At 62.2% G+C, this 15,542-nt stretch carries 12 protein-coding genes; 10 read left to right on the forward strand and 2 right to left on the reverse strand.

Annotated elements, in window-relative coordinates; genetic code table 11:
* The first annotated feature begins 12 nt into the window (after nt 1–12).
* Genes PHAMO_RS00500 through hypE form a run of 3 tightly spaced genes read left to right on the forward strand, consistent with a single transcriptional unit; the run spans nt 13 to nt 2,443 of the window.
* A complete protein-coding gene (locus tag PHAMO_RS00500) occupies nt 13–246 on the forward strand; it encodes a HypC/HybG/HupF family hydrogenase formation chaperone (RefSeq protein ID WP_002725317.1) in 234 nt (77 codons plus the stop codon).
* Nucleotides 243–1,397 (forward strand): hydrogenase formation protein HypD, encoded by a 1,155-nt coding sequence (gene hypD, locus PHAMO_RS00505; protein WP_002725319.1) that lies wholly within the window; start codon nt 243–245, stop codon nt 1,395–1,397. Before PHAMO_RS00500 ends, hypD begins: the two co-directional genes overlap by 4 nt.
* Nucleotides 1,394–2,443 (forward strand): hydrogenase expression/formation protein HypE, encoded by a 1,050-nt coding sequence (hypE, locus tag PHAMO_RS00510; RefSeq protein WP_002725321.1) that lies wholly within the window; start codon nt 1,394–1,396, stop codon nt 2,441–2,443. Before hypD ends, hypE begins: the two co-directional genes overlap by 4 nt.
* A gap of 23 nt (nt 2,444–2,466) precedes the next feature.
* Here the strand turns inward: hypE and PHAMO_RS00515 are convergent, their stop codons facing one another.
* Nucleotides 2,467–3,519 carry a HoxN/HupN/NixA family nickel/cobalt transporter gene (locus PHAMO_RS00515; protein WP_002725323.1) on the reverse strand — a complete coding sequence of 351 codons (1,053 nt, stop codon included), beginning with the start codon at nt 3,517–3,519 and terminating at the stop codon, nt 2,467–2,469.
* 403 nt (nt 3,520–3,922) lie between these two features.
* Between PHAMO_RS00515 and PHAMO_RS00520 the strand changes: the two genes are divergently transcribed.
* The 4 genes from PHAMO_RS00520 (at nt 3,923) to PHAMO_RS00535 (ending at nt 7,950) form a co-directional block, all read left to right on the forward strand.
* On the forward strand, nt 3,923–4,561 hold the full coding sequence (locus tag PHAMO_RS00520; RefSeq protein ID WP_002725327.1) for a hypothetical protein: 639 nt from the start codon (nt 3,923–3,925) through the stop codon (nt 4,559–4,561).
* 215 nt (nt 4,562–4,776) lie between these two features.
* Nucleotides 4,777–6,138, forward strand: coding sequence for a sensor domain-containing diguanylate cyclase (locus PHAMO_RS00525; RefSeq protein ID WP_162136934.1), 1,362 nt, complete (start codon nt 4,777–4,779; stop codon nt 6,136–6,138).
* Between the two features lie 49 nt (nt 6,139–6,187).
* Nucleotides 6,188–6,589, forward strand: coding sequence for a DUF3574 domain-containing protein (locus PHAMO_RS00530; protein WP_002725331.1), 402 nt, complete (start codon nt 6,188–6,190; stop codon nt 6,587–6,589).
* A complete protein-coding gene (locus PHAMO_RS00535; RefSeq protein ID WP_235720759.1) occupies nt 6,541–7,950 on the forward strand; it encodes a glycerate kinase type-2 family protein in 1,410 nt (469 codons plus the stop codon). Before PHAMO_RS00530 ends, PHAMO_RS00535 begins: the two co-directional genes overlap by 49 nt.
* Here PHAMO_RS00535 and PHAMO_RS00540 read toward each other — a convergent pair.
* On the reverse strand, nt 7,943–9,454 hold the full coding sequence (locus PHAMO_RS00540; protein WP_235720760.1) for an AAA family ATPase: 1,512 nt from the start codon (nt 9,452–9,454) through the stop codon (nt 7,943–7,945). The genes PHAMO_RS00535 and PHAMO_RS00540 overlap by 8 nt on opposite strands.
* A gap of 443 nt (nt 9,455–9,897) precedes the next feature.
* Here PHAMO_RS00540 and PHAMO_RS00545 point away from each other — a divergent pair, with 443 nt between their 5' ends.
* The 3 genes from PHAMO_RS00545 to PHAMO_RS00555 are packed head-to-tail and all read left to right on the forward strand — an operon-like array spanning nt 9,898 to nt 15,540.
* Nucleotides 9,898–11,349 carry a Wadjet anti-phage system protein JetA family protein gene (locus tag PHAMO_RS00545; protein ID WP_002725337.1) on the forward strand — a complete coding sequence of 484 codons (1,452 nt, stop codon included), beginning with the start codon at nt 9,898–9,900 and terminating at the stop codon, nt 11,347–11,349.
* Complete coding sequence (locus PHAMO_RS00550; RefSeq protein WP_002725339.1) at nt 11,350–12,078, forward strand: DUF4194 domain-containing protein; 729 nt, start codon at nt 11,350–11,352, stop codon at nt 12,076–12,078.
* A gap of 3 nt (nt 12,079–12,081) precedes the next feature.
* Entirely contained in the window at nt 12,082–15,540 is a 3,459-nt protein-coding gene (locus PHAMO_RS00555) for an SbcC/MukB-like Walker B domain-containing protein (RefSeq protein ID WP_002725340.1), read from the forward strand.
* Nucleotides 15,541–15,542: the final 2 nt, after the last annotated feature.

Consider the following 15,542-nt stretch of genomic DNA (forward strand, 5'->3'; position numbering starts at 1 on the left):
GGAGAAGCGTCGATGTGTCTAGCCATTCCTGCCGAAGTGATCGACTTGCTTCCCGACGAGATGGCTCGGGTCAGTCTGGACGGAATCCTCAAGACGATTTCGGTCGGGCTACTCGACGAGGTGGCGGTCGGCGATTACGTGATCGTCCATGTCGGCCATGCCCTGGCTCGGATCGATGAGGTGGAAGCGCAGCGGACTCTGGCGCTGCTCGCCGAAATGGGCGTGGCGGCGGAGGAAGGGCGATGAAGCATGTCGGGGAATATCGCGACGGCGCGCTGGCTCAGGGAATTGCCGCCGCCATCCGGGCCGAGGCCGATCCCATGCGGTCCTATCGCCTGATGGAATTTTGCGGCGGGCATACCCACGCCATCGCTCGTTATGGGCTGGAAGATCTGTTGCCGCCGCAGGTGCGGATGATCCACGGTCCCGGCTGTCCGGTCTGCGTGTTGCCGGTCGGGCGGATCGACGCCGCGATACGGCTTGCCGCCAGTCCTGAAATCACGCTGTGCACCTATGGCGACCTGATGCGGGTGCCGGGTTCGAACGGCGACAGCCTGTTGAAGGCCAAGGCCGCCGGAGCCGATATTCGGATGGTCTATTCGACGCTGGATGCTGTCGGCATTGCGGAGCGGGAGCCGACGCGCGAGGTGGTGTTTTTTGCTATTGGCTTCGAAACCACCTCGCCTCCGACAGCAATGGCGATCCGGCTGGCAGCACAGTCCGGTCTTTCCAATTTCTCGATCTTCTGTAATCACGTCCTGACTCCCGCTGCGATCCGGGCCATCGTTGCCGGACCCGAGGCGCGGCGGGACGGAGTGAAAATCGATGGCTTTGTCGGCCCGGCTCATGTCTCGACGGTGATCGGGGCCGATGCCTATGCCTTCTGCGCGACCGAATTCGCCAAGCCGGTGGCGATCGCCGGGTTCGAACCCCTCGACGTTCTCCAGGCGGTGTTGATGCTGGTGCGGCAGGTCAATCAGGGGCGCCACGAGATCGAGAACCAGTATATCCGCGCCGTGACGGCGAACGGCAACCGCAAGGCCCAGGCTTTGGTCGCCGAAATGTTCGAACCGCGCGAGGCGTTCGAATGGCGTGGTCTAGGAGCGCTGCCCCACAGCGGTTTGCGGCTGCGGCCCGCCTGGAGTCGGTTCGATGCCGAGACCCGCTTTGAAATCGAGACCGTCGCGGCGGCCGACCATCCGGGATGCGCGTGCGGGGCGGTTCTGCGTGGAGTGAAACGGCCTGAAGAGTGCCGGTTGTTCGGTGTCGCCTGTACCCCGGACAGTCCAATCGGAGCCTGCATGGTCTCGTCCGAAGGAGCCTGCGCCGCTCAATGGAGTTATGGCCGTTTCCGCTCCCCCGCCGCATCCGTTGCCGCCGAGCGGGTGCCGGCATGAGCCGCGACCTTTTCCGCAGTCGGCTCGATCTTGTCGGCGGCCGTGTCGAAATGACCCATGGCGCGGGTGGGCGGGCAATGGCCCAACTGATCGAGGCGATCTTCCAGCCCGCCCTGGCCAACGATTTCCTGGGCCAGGGTAACGATCAGGCGGTGATGCCGCTGCCACGTTCGGGGCGGCTGGCGATGTCAACCGACGGCTATGTCGTGTCGCCGCTGTTCTTTCCCGGTGGCGATATCGGTTCGCTCGCGGTCCATGGCACCATCAACGATATCGCGATGTCGGGGGCCGTGCCGCTGTACCTGTCGGTCAGCCTTATCATTGAAGAGGGCTTCCCGCTCGCCGATCTCGACCGCATCGCCCAAAGCATGGGGGCGGCATCTCGTGCCGCCGGGGTGCCGGTCGTTACCGGCGATACCAAGGTGGTCGAGCGCGGCAAGGCCGATGGATTGTTTATCTCGACCGCCGGGGTTGGTGTAGTGCCGCCGGGACTGGTCTTGTCGGGCGACCGCGCCCGGCCCGGTGACCGGGTGGTTCTGTCCGGTTCGATTGGTGATCATGGCATCGCGATCTTGTCGTCTCGTGAGAATCTGGAATTCGAGACCGCGATCTTGTCGGATTCCGTTGCTCTGCATGATCTTGTCGCCGCGATGGTGGCCGCCGCCGGGCCGCATCTGAGGCTGATGCGTGACCCGACGCGGGGTGGAGTGGCCGCGACCCTGAACGAGATCGCTCACCAATCCGGCGTCGGGATCGTGATCGAAGAGGGGACGATTCCGGTCAAGTCGCAGGTTATCGCGGCGTGCGACTTGCTGGGAATCGATCCGCTGACCGTTGCCAACGAGGGCAAGTTAATCGCGGTGGTCGATCCGGCCGGCGCCGGGTCTTTGCTTGCCGCGATGCGTGCCCATCCGCTGGGGGGTGAGGCGGCGCTCATCGGGACGGTGGTCGAGGATGACCGGCATTTCGTCCAGATGCGCACCGCGTTCGGTGGCGGGCGCATTGTCGATTGGCTGGCGGGCGAGCAATTGCCCCGTATCTGCTGATCGATTATGCCCGCGCGGGTTCGTCAGGTTCGGACCTCGACTTCGATCTCGTCGTAGCGCCTGACCCGATAGATCACCGTCGAGATCGCCCAGGTTGCCATGAACAGCCCGATCAGGCCAAAGCCGACGACGCCGAAATTCTCGCTGACCGCTCCGATCGAGTCCCAGAACGCGCCCTCCAGACTGAGCTTGTCGGCCAGCAGAGCCAGGGTCTCGATGCAGCCGATCAGGACGGCGATTACAACCGAGAGGAAGGTGATGGTGATGTTGTAATAGAGTTTGCGAATCGGTTTCTTGAACGCCCAATCGTAGGCGGCCAGCATCAGTGTGCTGTCGATGGTGTCCACCAGGGTCATTCCGGCGGTGAACAGGACCGGGAAGACCAAAATCGACCAGATTGGCAGTCCCATCGACGCCTGACTGGCCGAGATGCCGAGCAGCCCGACCTCGGTCGCCGTGTCGAAGCCCAGGCCGAACAGCAGGCCCAGCGGATACATGTGCCAACTGCGCTCGATCAGCCGGAACAGCCGCCGGAACATTCGTCCCAGCAGGCCGCGATTGGCCAGCAGCAGGTCGATATCCTCTTCCACCAACGGCCTTCCGGCTTTGACCGCACGGAAGGTTTTAATGATCGCGACCAGAACGACGATGTTGGCGGCGGCAATCGCGAACAGGAAAAAAGCGGATACGCTGGTTCCGATGATGCCGCCGACCTCCTTGAACGCTTCGAATCGGCTCTGAAGCGCCGCAGTGGTGACGGCGATGGCGACTGAAAGGCCGAGCACGATGCTGGAATGGCCCAGTGAGAAGAACAATCCGACCGTTAGGGGGCGTTTGCCTTCCTGCATCATTTTGCGGGTCACGTTGTCGATGGCGGCGATGTGATCGGCATCGACGGCATGGCGCAGTCCCAAAGTATAGGCCAGTAGAGCTGTTCCCAGCAGGACCGGATAATCTTGGAAGGCGACCAGCGCCCAGGCCCATGCCACTATATTGAATAGCCCGAGCAGGGCATAGAGACTGATCAGTTTTACGCGGAAGGAGGATGCCGCATCGCCAAACAGTCTCTGGAGCATGGCCTGTCATCCGTATGAAGAATGCATGATTGTTCATACGGTAGCGGCGTGGTTTCTGTCAACGCTGAGTCACATTTGTGACTTATTAAATCTTGGCCTGGTTGTTGTGGTGTTCGTCGGGTCATTATCCGCTGGGATAAGCTTCAGCTTGCCATGGCAGGCTGTCGTTTCCGCCAGGGGCCTATTGGCACGAAACCGAGTCGGCGCATCTTGATCAAGTGATTCGGTCAATCTTTTCATCCATACTATCTTTATACCCTTAAATGCATGGATCAATACTATCAATAATAGTGCGTATTATCCGGCTCTTTTTTTATACTAACGGGATTGTAGTGTTCGGTCCCATACGGTTCCGCGCGGCGAAGGTCGCGGCGGAGTAACGCGTATCGGAAAGGTGGCCGAAATGCCGAGACTCTCAACCCAGGAAAACCGACGCTATAAACGGTACGACTCCCAGCAGAAGGGAATCATGACGACCCGGAACGGCGTCAATGCTCTGTGCATTATCCGTAATTTTGGTCGGGGCGGAACTCATCTGGCGATGATCGGGTCGAAAAACCCGGACGAGGGGGGCCGGATTGGGCTGAAAGCGCAAAACCAGACCTATGACTGCACCATCGTCGGGATGGATTCTATCGGTATTCACTGCAAATTCATCGAACCGATCAATGAGGAGAATTTGCGGGTTTTCGTCCCCGAAGCCCCGCTAATAGGGCAGGAGCAGGGCATTTGGCTGGATCGCACGATCGCGCGTGAAAGGATTGCTCCCCCGTCGCCCGCGCCGATAGTCTTGCCCCCAAGCGATCCACCGCCCGACCGGCTGGCAGCCAGTTTGCCGGCCAACCTGATCGGCTCGTCGCTTTTCGGCCGCATCTATGCGGAAGGATGGTCGGTTGGTCGCGATCAACTCGATCCCGTCATCGGGCCTCTGGAGGCGACAATGGTGGCGCTGAATCCGTATCGCCTGCCGCCGGAAAGCGATTGCTGGAATGCCGGATTTCGCGACGGCCTTCTTATCCCGCTCTGGCTCATGAGGCAGTGATTTATAGGCCTTTGGCTATAGCATCATAAGGCGAAATTGAATAATTATATTTGAATTTTGAGGCGAAGATCGTCTCATCAGGCCAGGACTCCTATGCTATCGTATAAGCATTCTTGGATCCGGTGTCGGTCGCGAAAATGGAAGCCGTTCCAATGTTTTCGACAGAATTCGTTACAAACTATATTCATCGATATGGAGCGCGTTTGGGGCTTGCCGTGTTGGCATGGATTGGGTTGTGGGCCTTGTCCTATGTGCTTGGTTATGATCGTCATGCCAGCCTGTGGTTTCCTCCTTCCGCGCTTGACGTCGCCCTGTTCCTTGCCTTCGGCTGGGCGGCGATTCCCATGGTGTGGATTGGCGCGGGTGCTCCCGCGATTCTGAGCAGCCTGATGTTGGACAATTCCATCGGCTGGAATCCAATCTGTCTGGCGGTCGTCTATGGGGCGATTCATGTCGTTAGCTATGGCGGGTTCGCCTGGGTTCTGAACCGCAGCCGCTTGCCTCGGGATAAAATCGATCATGTCGGTGTCGGCTTCCTTTGGGCACCGCTCTTTTGTGGCATCGCGGCGATTGGCGGTGTGCTGAATCTCGCGGCCTTTACCAACGTCACTTTGGCGCAGGCGCTGGAACTGGCGCCGGGATGGTGGATTGGCGACTTGATCGCCGTCAGCACGCTGACCCTTCCCTTTCTCTGCATTATTCATCGCGGACGCTTTGGAACTCCGTTCCAGGCCGAAACGCTGAATTGGCTCGTTCTGACGACAGTTCTTTTCTGTACGTCGTCCTACTTGGTCTATCTCTCCGCCGGGCGCATTCCCGTGTCGCTGGAAGCCTATCTTCAATTGCTTCCGTTGCTGTGGGCGACGCACCGGCTCTCTCCGATCTCGATCTCGATCCTGGTGTCCTGGTCGGAACTTCTGTTCGTCGTGCGGGCGATGCTCTTTGGCGTCGGAGAAGGGGCCTTCGAATATCAGGGGGCGATGCTCGCTATCGGCGCGATTACGTATGTCGGCACGGCTATCCCGACCTTGCTGGCCGAGCGGTCTCATTTTCAGCGTCTGGCCTCCACGGATGGCTTGACCGGCTTAATGAACCGGACAAGCTTTTGTGCGTTGGCGGAGTCGGAATTGGCGAGAACGCGCCGTCGCGGCGGGATTTTATCCGTTGCCATGATCGATCTCGATCATTTCAAGCGGATCAACGACACGATGGGGCATTCAATCGGCGATCAGGCGCTCAAGAAGGTCTCCGATTGCCTGTCAACCGTGGTGCGAACCGGCGATCTGGTCGCCCGCTGGGGTGGCGAGGAATTCGTCGTCTGCTTCCCCGATACCGCTCTGGGGAGCGCAATGGAGATTTCAGAACGGTTGGGTGGGGCGATCACGACCCTTTCTGTTGGCAACGGTACCGTCCGCGCGATGCTGTCGGCCAGCATCGGCGTTGCCGAAATCGGTGACGGCGAAAGCCTGTCGGATGCGATCAATCGGGCCGACAGCGCCCTTTATATGGCCAAGAACGCCGGGCGTAACCGAGTGTTGAGCGCCGATTTACCGTCCTTGAGCACGGTCGTGGCATAACCGAATCTCGGTGGTATTATCGGGTCCGGGTATCGACGGGAGGACGGTCGTGACGCGGATTGCATCGGTTGTGCTGTTTGCCATTCTGGCCGCCTGCGCCCCCCGGCCCGAGGCCGAGCCGGTCGTCGTCGAACTAGTCTTCGGGCTTTCGACCGGACGCGGCGGCGATGTTGCCGCCGGGAATTGGGAATCGTTCCTCAACGACGTGCTGGTGCGCAAAAGTCCGGGTTTCACCGTGATGGACTGTCAGGGCGGCTGGATGAGCGACGGCGCGGTGGTTCGTGAGCGTTGCAAATACGTGATCGTGATGACGGATCGGGCCGGGCTGCCAGCCCTGGCCGAAGCCGTGAACGCGTATCGCCGCCGTTTCGATCAGGATAGCGTCCTGTGGATGGAGCGGCCGTGTCCTCCCGATCAATGCCGCTTCGAGACTGGTCCCGTCCTGCCGTGAGCGTCGATCCGGCCCGCGCCGACCTTGATGCGATCTTCCGGGCGGCGCTGACGCGGGTCGATCCCTATCGAATGATCGTCGATCATCTTCGGTTGGACGGGAGCCGTCTGGTGGCATCGTTCGAAGGTGCGTGCCACGAAGAGGATCTGGACGGCTACGACCGCGTGCTGGTTCTGGGGGCGGGTAAGGCTGCGGCCCGGATGGCTCGGGCGGTCGAACAGGTGCTGTGCGACCGCATCGTGGGTGGGTTGGTGGTGGTCAAATACGGCCACGCCGAGAGGTTGGACCGGATCGAGATCGTCGAGGCCGGGCATCCGACTCCCGATGCCAACGGCGTTGCCGCGTCCCGGCGGATCGCCGCCTTGGCCGAAGCCGCCGACGCTCGCACTCTGGTTTTGATCCTGATTTCGGGCGGAGGTTCGGCGCTGCTGTGTTCCCCTGCGACAGGCAGTGGAATTCCGGTGACCTTGGCCGACAAGCAGGCCGTTACAGCGGCTCTGTTGGCCTCAGGGGCCGATATCGGGGCGATCAATTGTGTGCGCAAGCATCTCTCGGCGCTGAAAGGCGGGCGGTTGTTGCGTCTGCTGGCTCCGGCGCGCAGTCTCGCCCTGATCCTGTCGGATGTCGTCGGCGACCGGCTCGACGTTATCGCCTCGGGTCTGACCTCTCCCGATCCCACCACGTTCGCCGAGGCCCTGGAGACCCTTGTATCCTATAAATTGCGCGACAAGGTTCCCGCCCCGGTGCTGCGCTTTCTGGAACAGGGGGCGGATGGCCATCTCGCCGAGACGGTGAAGCCGCACGATCCGATCCTGCCCCTGACGACCAATTGCCTGATCGGCACCAATCTTGCCGCGCTCCGTGCCGCGTGCACCCAGGCTGAAGCATTGGGGTACCGTCCGGTTCCGCTGACCAGTACCCTGACCGGCGAGGCGCGTGAAGTGGCGAAGGCTCTGTATGCGATTGCCCGTGACGTGCGCGATCACGGTCTTCTCGCCGCCCGACCGGCCTTTCTTGTCGCCGGTGGGGAAACCACCGTGACCGTGACCGGCTCTGGCAAAGGTGGCCGCAACCAGGAACTGGCGCTGGCGTTTCTGGTTGAAATGGCCCGTGATCCGCTTCGGGGACAGGGACTCCATCTTCTATCGGCGGCGACCGATGGTGGCGATGGTCCCACCGATGCCGCCGGAGCCTTTGCCTCGACCGCGAGTCTCGACCGTGCCCGCGCGGCGGGACTGTCGCTCGACGCCGCTCTGTGCGACAACGATTCTTACGCTTTTTTCAATGCCATCGACGGTCTGTTGCGGACGGGGCCGACCCTGACCAATGTCTGCGATTTGCAGATGGTCCTGATCAGGTGATCCAGGGCACGGCGTCGCTGGTATCGCCCGGAGCCGTTCTCCATTGCAGTTCGGTGAGGACGACCACGCGTTGGCCGTTCAGTTCCTCATAAATATCGACGATGCCGAGCGACTGCATTCGCGCTAACAGCCCCAGGGCGCGGCGCGGCGAGTGAGTGCCACACGCCTGAGCGATCATCGAGTCGGTCGGGCAGGGTAGATCCTGGATCGCGGCGCTGGCCAAGTGCAGGAACAACCCCTGGAACGCTTCGTCCAGGCGGTTGGCGATCGTGACCGCCTGCGGCCAATCCGGCAGTTCGGCGACGGCCGGGGTGATTCCGGCCTGGGCCAGCACCAGCCGTCGCCGGAAATGAACGATGTCGAGCACCCGCCCGGACAAGCGGCGCTTGCGGCAGCGTGACAGGAAATCCTCGTACAACTTGGCGACGGATCGTCCGGTCGCGCCGGGTTCGCTGAACAGAGCGTTGAGAACGGCATCAATCCCGTCCTTCGCACTGACCTCGGGACGGTCGTTCTCCGCTGCCGCGCGGGGGGGAGGAGAAGAAAGCGGGGGAGACACCGCTTCCACCTCAGGCATCGCGTCGGTTTCTGACTCGGGTTCCGTGTCCGACATCGGTTGGGGTGCTGGCCGCTCGGTCATCGTCGCCAACAATGCCTCGATCCCCATCGTTTTCTCGGGGACATAACGAGGAATCTGGGGGGCGTTGGCCTGGAACAGCAATCCCCGCGCCTCTTCCTGCGACCGTTCAGGCAACGGCAGCAACTTGGCCCCGCTGGCGTTGCTGTGCGTCCGCACCTCGCCGATGCTGATCGAGATCGGCCGTCGCGACAAAGCCGGGCCAAGGCCGACAAAGCGGCCGCATTCGAGGTCGCGGAACATCTCGGCCTGACGGCGGTCGATCCCCAGAAGATCGGCGGCGCGCTGCATGTCGATGTCGAGGAAGGTTCGGCCCATCAGAAAGTTGCTGGCTTCGGCGGCAACATTCTTCGCCAGTTTGGCGAGGCGCTGGGTGGCGATGATTCCGGCCAGTCCGCGCTTGCGTCCCCGGCACATCAGGTTGGTCATCGCTTCCAGGGAACTTTTGCGTGATTCGTCCGAGACTTCGCCCGCCACAGCCGGGGCGAACAATTGCGCTTCGTCAACCACGACCAGGGCCGGGGTCCAAAATTGTCGGTCGATATCGAAGAGGCCGTTCAGGAATGCTCCGGCATAGCGCATCTGCCGTTCCGTATCGAGATGTTCGAGCGTGACCACCACCGAGACCCGTGATTGCCGGGTGCGACGGGCGATCTGGCGCATCCCGTTTTCGCTTTGGGCTGCGGCGTCGATGACGATGTGATTGAAGGCATGGGCCAGACTGGCGAAATCGCCTTCGGGATCGACGACGACCTGTTGGACCGCCTGGGCGCTCTGCTCGATCAGACGGCGCAGCAGGTGAGACTTACCCGAGCCGGAATTGCCCTGCACCAGCAGACGGGTCGACAACAGCTCTTCGATCGACATGAAGGCCGGAGCGCCGGAAGTCGTTGTGCCAAGGACAATATTCACGTCAAAAGGCTCTGCTGTGGTTTGGGGGGAGGGGGCGATCGACATATGGACACGAAACGCGGCAGTCTGGATCTCAGGCTGCCGCACGATGGGGAACCCTGTCGAAGCGCGGGGAAGGAGTCTTACGCTAACCCCGTCCCTTTCTTCAATCGGGTTTCGTCGGGGCGATAGCCTCGTCATGAGCAGGGCGTTGATCCGACTGCGGGTGACGATGGAAACCCTTATCCTGCATCGGGCATGCTCTGGGCAGAGCGGGAGGCGAAAGTCGCTCGCGATTGAAAACCGCTCCTTGACGTGCGATGTGTGGACCCGGATGGGACGATCGAGAGTGCCTGGACGCGCAGGATAACTTGGCCTTAGCTGGCGTTCTCCCGAAGTGAACCAATCGGAGCGGGACCGTGTCTCTTTTCGGCCATCTCGACGATACGGCCTTTTTGATTTTCAGTCGCGGTAACCGGCACCTTTATGCTGAGGCCGTGCTGGTGGTCTATCGCCAGTTTTTCAGTGGAAGCCGCATCATCGTTCCCTTGCGTGACGATGTGGTCGAGACGCTGGCGCGTTTGGTGCGGCAGCGGCCCGAGCTGTGGCAAGACCCGGAAGAGATCGAGGACGTTCCGGTCGGGCGTGGACGCAAGCCCTTGCCGTTGCCGACCGACGAGATCGGACGCAAGGCCCAGCACGTCTACGGCCGTTTGCTCCGCTGTGGCTGGATCGAGGAAGAACCCCACGGTTTCAACGCGGTGGTGGAAATGCCATCGGCGGCGATGGCGCTGGCCGACCAGTTCGATGCCATCGAACGCGGGCTGCCCCAATTGTTCGGCGGCGTGGTGGTCGATGTGAAATCCAGCATCGAAGCCATCGCGTTGAACCCATCCGCCAACGCGCTGGGCCTGCCCGAAGCCGCCGCTAACGCTGTCCGCTTCACCCGTCGGCTGCGTGCGATCCTTTCGTCGCTGCGGGCGGTGCAGCGGGCGATCATGGCCAGCCCGGATATCAAATCGCGTCTGGATACTTTTTTCGAAGATTTTATCGGTCGTATCCTGATCGCCGATTACAAAGCGACTTTTTCCTATGCCCAACATCCGCTGCGGTTCCGCGCCGACGTGGCGCGAATGGCGCGTGCCTACGCCACCAATGTCGCGCTGGTCGAGGATATTGCCCAGGCTTATGTGAAGAACGGCGTCAGTCCTGATGTGGCCTCGGCGCGGCGCGAGGTGTTCGGTCAGCTCGACACGATCGCCGAGATTTTCGAGGGGATGACCAGCTTCGTCAGCCGGATCGAGGATTTTCGGACCCGTCTGGAGCGACGGTTGCGCAACACTATCCGCTACATGGACCGCAGCGACGACAGCATCACCACCAGGCTGGCGACGACGATGCGCCGTGTCGATGGATTGCGGACGAGGGGAGAGCCGCATGGTCTTGAGCTTGAAATCCCGACGCTTCTTGCCGTCCGTCCCCGGCTGTTCTCGCCCGATGGCTTCGCCGAGCCGAGGGAGTCGAAAGCGCCGATCAAACCGCGCCCGGTCCAGCGCGGCGAGGCCGATCCGGTCGAGGATTTTCGCGATTTGCTGGTCGAGGCGTTTGAAGGGATGCTGGAGCCGGACGAAGCGACGGTCGCCGCTTTCCTCGATCGCAGCATCGCGTCTGACCGGCCCAATGAGGGGCGGTGGCTGTGTCCCGACGATCTGGCCGGTTTTGCCGCATTCGACGCTCTGGTCGAGCGGCTGAACGAGCCGGGCGGCGGCGAGATCGATGGGCGTTATCGTATCGCGCCGGCCGAAGGCCGCCATGCCAGCGCGTGGATCGACGCCCCCAACTTCACCATTACCCCCGCCGAGGAGTCGTAAATGCCGGCAATTCTGGCAGAACTGACCACGTTCGAGGAGAAGGTCGCAGCCTCGAAAGGTCAGGCCGCCGCCGAACGCGCGGTGGGCACGCTGCGCCGGGCGTTGAACGTCCTGCTCGACCGCCAGTTTATTTATAACGGCGACCGTGGCATGGCCCCCCTGTACGAGGCGTTGTTGCGCCCCGATGTCCGTCAGATCGTCGAAGGCGTACTCGACGCTCTTGGCTATGCGCTGGTGGTCGAGACCACCGACCAGTGGATCGGGGTGGTGCCCAGCGAAGGCGGCGAACTGCACGGTGCCCGGCTGCGCATCGACGAGACGATCATCCTGCTGCTGCTGGGGCTGGTCTGGCAGGAGGGCATGAATACCGGCCTGTCCGAGGACCGCGCCACCGTGCCGACGACCTCGGAAGAGGTGTTCGCCCGGCACGCCGCCATTCTTGGGCGGGAGCGGATTCCCAGGGCGCGGTTCCAGGATATCCTGCTGGATCTGCGCCGCCGCGCTCTGATCGAGATTGGCGAGGAAGACCCGGAAACCCGCGACATGATTTTGCGGATCCGCTCGACCATCCGCCTCGTCTCAGGCGAGGCGCAGGTGCAGATGATCGAGCGTTTCGCCCAGGAGACCGACCGCAGGCTGGACGGGCTGGATCGTGAGGCGGCCCGCCGGGAGGCTGGGCTGGAGGAGATGCCCGAGGACGAGGCCCTCGACGAAGACGGGGAAGTCTGACCGATGTACGAACTGGTAAATGTCGCTCTGATCGACTGGTTTTTGCTCGGGCGGCAGGATATTCCGCTACGCGGCGCCGTCGGGGTCTATGGCGAGAACCGTTCGGGTAAATCGACTCTGCTGGATGCGATCCAGACCGCGATGTTGTCGAACGACAAGAACGCGCTGCAACTGAACGCCGCCGCCAATCCCGAGAAGAAGCGCAAGAACCGGCGTAGCGTCCACGGCTATTGCCTTGGCCGTCTGGGCGGTGCGGGCGAGCCGCCGCTGCGTGACGCCGCCCGTTCGCATATCGCCCTGGCCTATCGCGATTCGATCGACGGCCGTTACGTCTCGACCGGGCTGATTTTCGAGGCGCGCCAGTCCGAGACCAGGGAGGAAACCACCGCCCGCTGGCTTGTCACCGGGATCAAGGTGGACAGCGCCGATCTTGTCCTGTCCGGCCCGGATGGCGACGTCGCCCGTACTTGGCCCGAGCTTGAGGCGCATCTGGAGGCGCGCTGTGCCGCCGAGGGTGGCGAGGTGCGGGTCTATATGAGTCCCAGCGAGCATATCGGCGATATGCTGCACTGGTGTTCACAATCCGGCCAGCATGGCGGCATCGATCAGTTCCGCCGCGCCTTTGCCAATGCGGTCAGCTTCGAGACGATCGACGACGAAAGCCAGTTCGTCCGCACCTATGTTCTTGACCGCGACGCCATTTCGATCCGCGGCCTGCGCGAATCGATGCGGAACTACCGTGAAATCGCCGAGACGATCCGCCGTCTGCTGCAACAGGTCGAGGATCTCGACGCGATTCTTGCCGCCGCCCACCGCCATACCGCCCTGGTGGAAGAGAAATACCATCGGGCCTGGATGATGCGGCGAGCCAAGGTTCTGCTTGCCCTGCGTGACGTGCGCAAGCATCGAAAAGCGCTGCGGAGCGCCCAGAATGACGTCGCCCGCCTGAAGCGGATCATTGAGGATTGCGAGCGGCAGAGCATCGAGCTGCGCGACGAAAAGCAGGGGCTGGAGCGGTCGGTGCGCTCCAGCGAAGTTGCCGGGGAACTGGCCCGCGTCGAACTCGATCTCGAACAGAAAAAGGGTCAATTGGCCGAGGTCATGGCTCCGGTCCGGCACTGGGAACTGGCGGTGACTCGCGCCGCCTCGATCCCCGGCCAGACCGGACCCGCCCTCGACATTCTGCGCGAGCGTGCGCCTGCGCTGCTGACCGCGCTCAACACACTGCAACGACTGTCTGGCGCGGACAAACTTCCGGTCTGGCCGGTCGATCCCGATGCCCTGGCCCGTATCATCGATCAGATGCCGGATCTGGACGGTCTCTGCCGCACCCTGGGCGATCTCGCCGACGACCGGCTTCGTGGGCTGGGAACTCAGGAAATTGAGGATCTGCACCGCCGCCTTGAGGCGATCGAAAAGACCGGATCAGCGATCTCTTCTGAAACCGGCGCGTTTCTATTCGACCTGGAGGCCGAGGGGTTCTCGCCGAAGCTCGTTTGCGCCGAGATCGAAATGCTTGATCCCGACTGGCGCGATGCCGCCGAAACGATCCTGGGTCGCGACCGCGAGGCGGTAGTCCTGCCGCCCGATCAGGCTCGCCGCGCCATCGCTCTGTTGCGGGAGAGGCGCCACACCGGGCGCTATCACGGGTGCCGGGTCGTCAATACCACCCGGATCGAGACCGGACGGTCGCCTCCGGGCAGCCTCGCCTCGGTCCTGCGCGCCAGGAATCCCCTGGTTGCCGCGTTCATCGTCCATCGCCTCGGGAATGTCCGTCTGGTCGAGACCGAAGCGGAGTTGCAGGAGGGTGGTCGGGCCGTCACCAAGGATTGCGCCTATTGCGATGGGCTGGTGACCGAAATCCGTCAGGTGGGCGAGCGTAAAATCGGTGCCGACGCCACCGGCGCGCTGCGGCGCGATCTTGAAAGCCGTCTGCGGGTGCTGCTGTCGGAGCAGAGCGAAACCAAGGATCTGGTTCACGGCCTGCGGTCGCTGGCGGAACGTCTGACGCCGCTGGCGGCGGCGCGTACCCATGGGGTGGGGCTGGTCGATGCGGTTTTCGCCTATCGCGACAAGTTGCGGCAGATCGAGGGGCTGCGGGGGCAGATCAAGCGGTTGCAGGACTATGTTCATCCTGAAATCAGCCGCCGTGTCGCCGAGATCGACAGCGACCTTGCGGCGCTGGCGCTTGAATTGTCCGGCGATCCCGACGGAGCCGATCCCGATTCCCGCAAAGGCGCGAAGCGTCTGCTCGACGACGCGCTTCGGGCCGAAGGGACGGCGACGACCGGCTGCAATTCCGGTCTGCCCGATCTGATCGTCGCGCTGAATTTCTATCGCGAGGAAAGAGCCAGGGGGATTTTTGCCCAGGCAATGCCGCTTTGGATCGCGGAACGCGCTCGTTCCCGTGGTGCGCTTCCCCCGATTGTCCGGTCCTGCGATGAGCGCCTGACCGTTCTGGCGGAGGAGATTCCCCGCGCCAACAAGGCGGTGTTCGCCCAGATTTTCGAATTCCGGCGGACCAGTCAGCGCGATCTCGGTTTCACCATCGATTCATCGATTGGTGAGGAGATCGTGCCCTGGGCATCCCGGTTGCGCAACGATATCGCGGACAAGGATCTCGCCCAGCACCGCCGCCGTGCCGACGAGGCGGTCGATGAGGCACAGAAGCTGCTGAAGGGCAATTTCGTCAATATGCTGCGCGATCGCTTCGAGCGGGTGACGAACGCGATTTCAATGCTGAATAACGTGTTGCGCCAGCATGCTTTCCATAACGAGCGCTACCGCTTCGAGGTCGAGCCGGATGCCGATTTTGTCGGGCTGATCGATCTTGTCGTCGCGGCGACGCAAGACGAGATGATTCTGCTGCCGCTATTCGGTGGGGCCGAAATCGAGAAATCTCTGCACGCCGAAAGCCTGAAGATGGTCGAGGCGATCCTGATGGAAGACGATCTCGACTATTCCCGCTACGAGGATTACCGCAACTACTTCCGCTTTAATCTGGTGATGACCGACATCGAAACCGGCAAGGCGACCACCTTCGCCCATCGGCTGGGTGTCGGCTCCGGGGCCGAGAAGCAAGTTCCATTCTATGTCGCCATCGGGGCCGCGCTGGCCAGCGCCTATCACAACGGCCTCTATGCCGCGTCGAAGCCGGGCGGTCTGGGGCTGGCGCTGTTCGACGAGGCTTTCATGAAGATGGACCCTAAGAACCAGCGCGAAGTGCTGCATTTCTATCGCGAGATCGGGCTTCAGCCGGTGCTCGCCGGACCGAAGGGGGGCAAGCTGTTCATGCAGAAATTCATGGATACGCTGGTTAAGGTCGCCCGGCCCAGCTATCGGCGGATGGCGATTACCGTTACCCACCCCGGCACTGCCCTGAAAGAGGCGCTGATGACCGAAGATCCCAGCGAGTGGTCGCGTGAGACGCTTGAGCGGCTCTATTCGACGCTCCGGCCCTGACG

It is taken from the genome of Magnetospirillum molischianum DSM 120 (assembly GCF_000294655.1).
Taxonomy (GTDB): Bacteria; Pseudomonadota; Alphaproteobacteria; order Rhodospirillales; family Magnetospirillaceae; genus Phaeospirillum; species Phaeospirillum molischianum.

Excerpts from the sequence above, each read along its gene's own strand:
- hypE (WP_002725321.1), top strand. The coding sequence starts at position 1,394 with ATGAGCCGCGACCTTTTCCGCAGTCGGCTCGATCTTGTCGGCGGCCGT.
- hypD (WP_002725319.1), top strand. The coding sequence starts at position 243 with ATGAAGCATGTCGGGGAATATCGCGACGGCGCGCTGGCTCAGGGAATT.
- PHAMO_RS00515 (WP_002725323.1), bottom strand. The coding sequence starts at position 3,519 with ATGCTCCAGAGACTGTTTGGCGATGCGGCATCCTCCTTCCGCGTAAAA.
- PHAMO_RS00550 (WP_002725339.1), top strand. The coding sequence starts at position 11,350 with ATGCCGGCAATTCTGGCAGAACTGACCACGTTCGAGGAGAAGGTCGCA.
- PHAMO_RS00555 (WP_002725340.1), top strand. The coding sequence starts at position 12,082 with ATGTACGAACTGGTAAATGTCGCTCTGATCGACTGGTTTTTGCTCGGG.
- PHAMO_RS00520 (WP_002725327.1), top strand. The coding sequence starts at position 3,923 with ATGCCGAGACTCTCAACCCAGGAAAACCGACGCTATAAACGGTACGAC.
- PHAMO_RS00500 (WP_002725317.1), top strand. The coding sequence starts at position 13 with ATGTGTCTAGCCATTCCTGCCGAAGTGATCGACTTGCTTCCCGACGAG.
- PHAMO_RS00540 (WP_235720760.1), bottom strand. The coding sequence starts at position 9,454 with ATGTCGATCGAAGAGCTGTTGTCGACCCGTCTGCTGGTGCAGGGCAAT.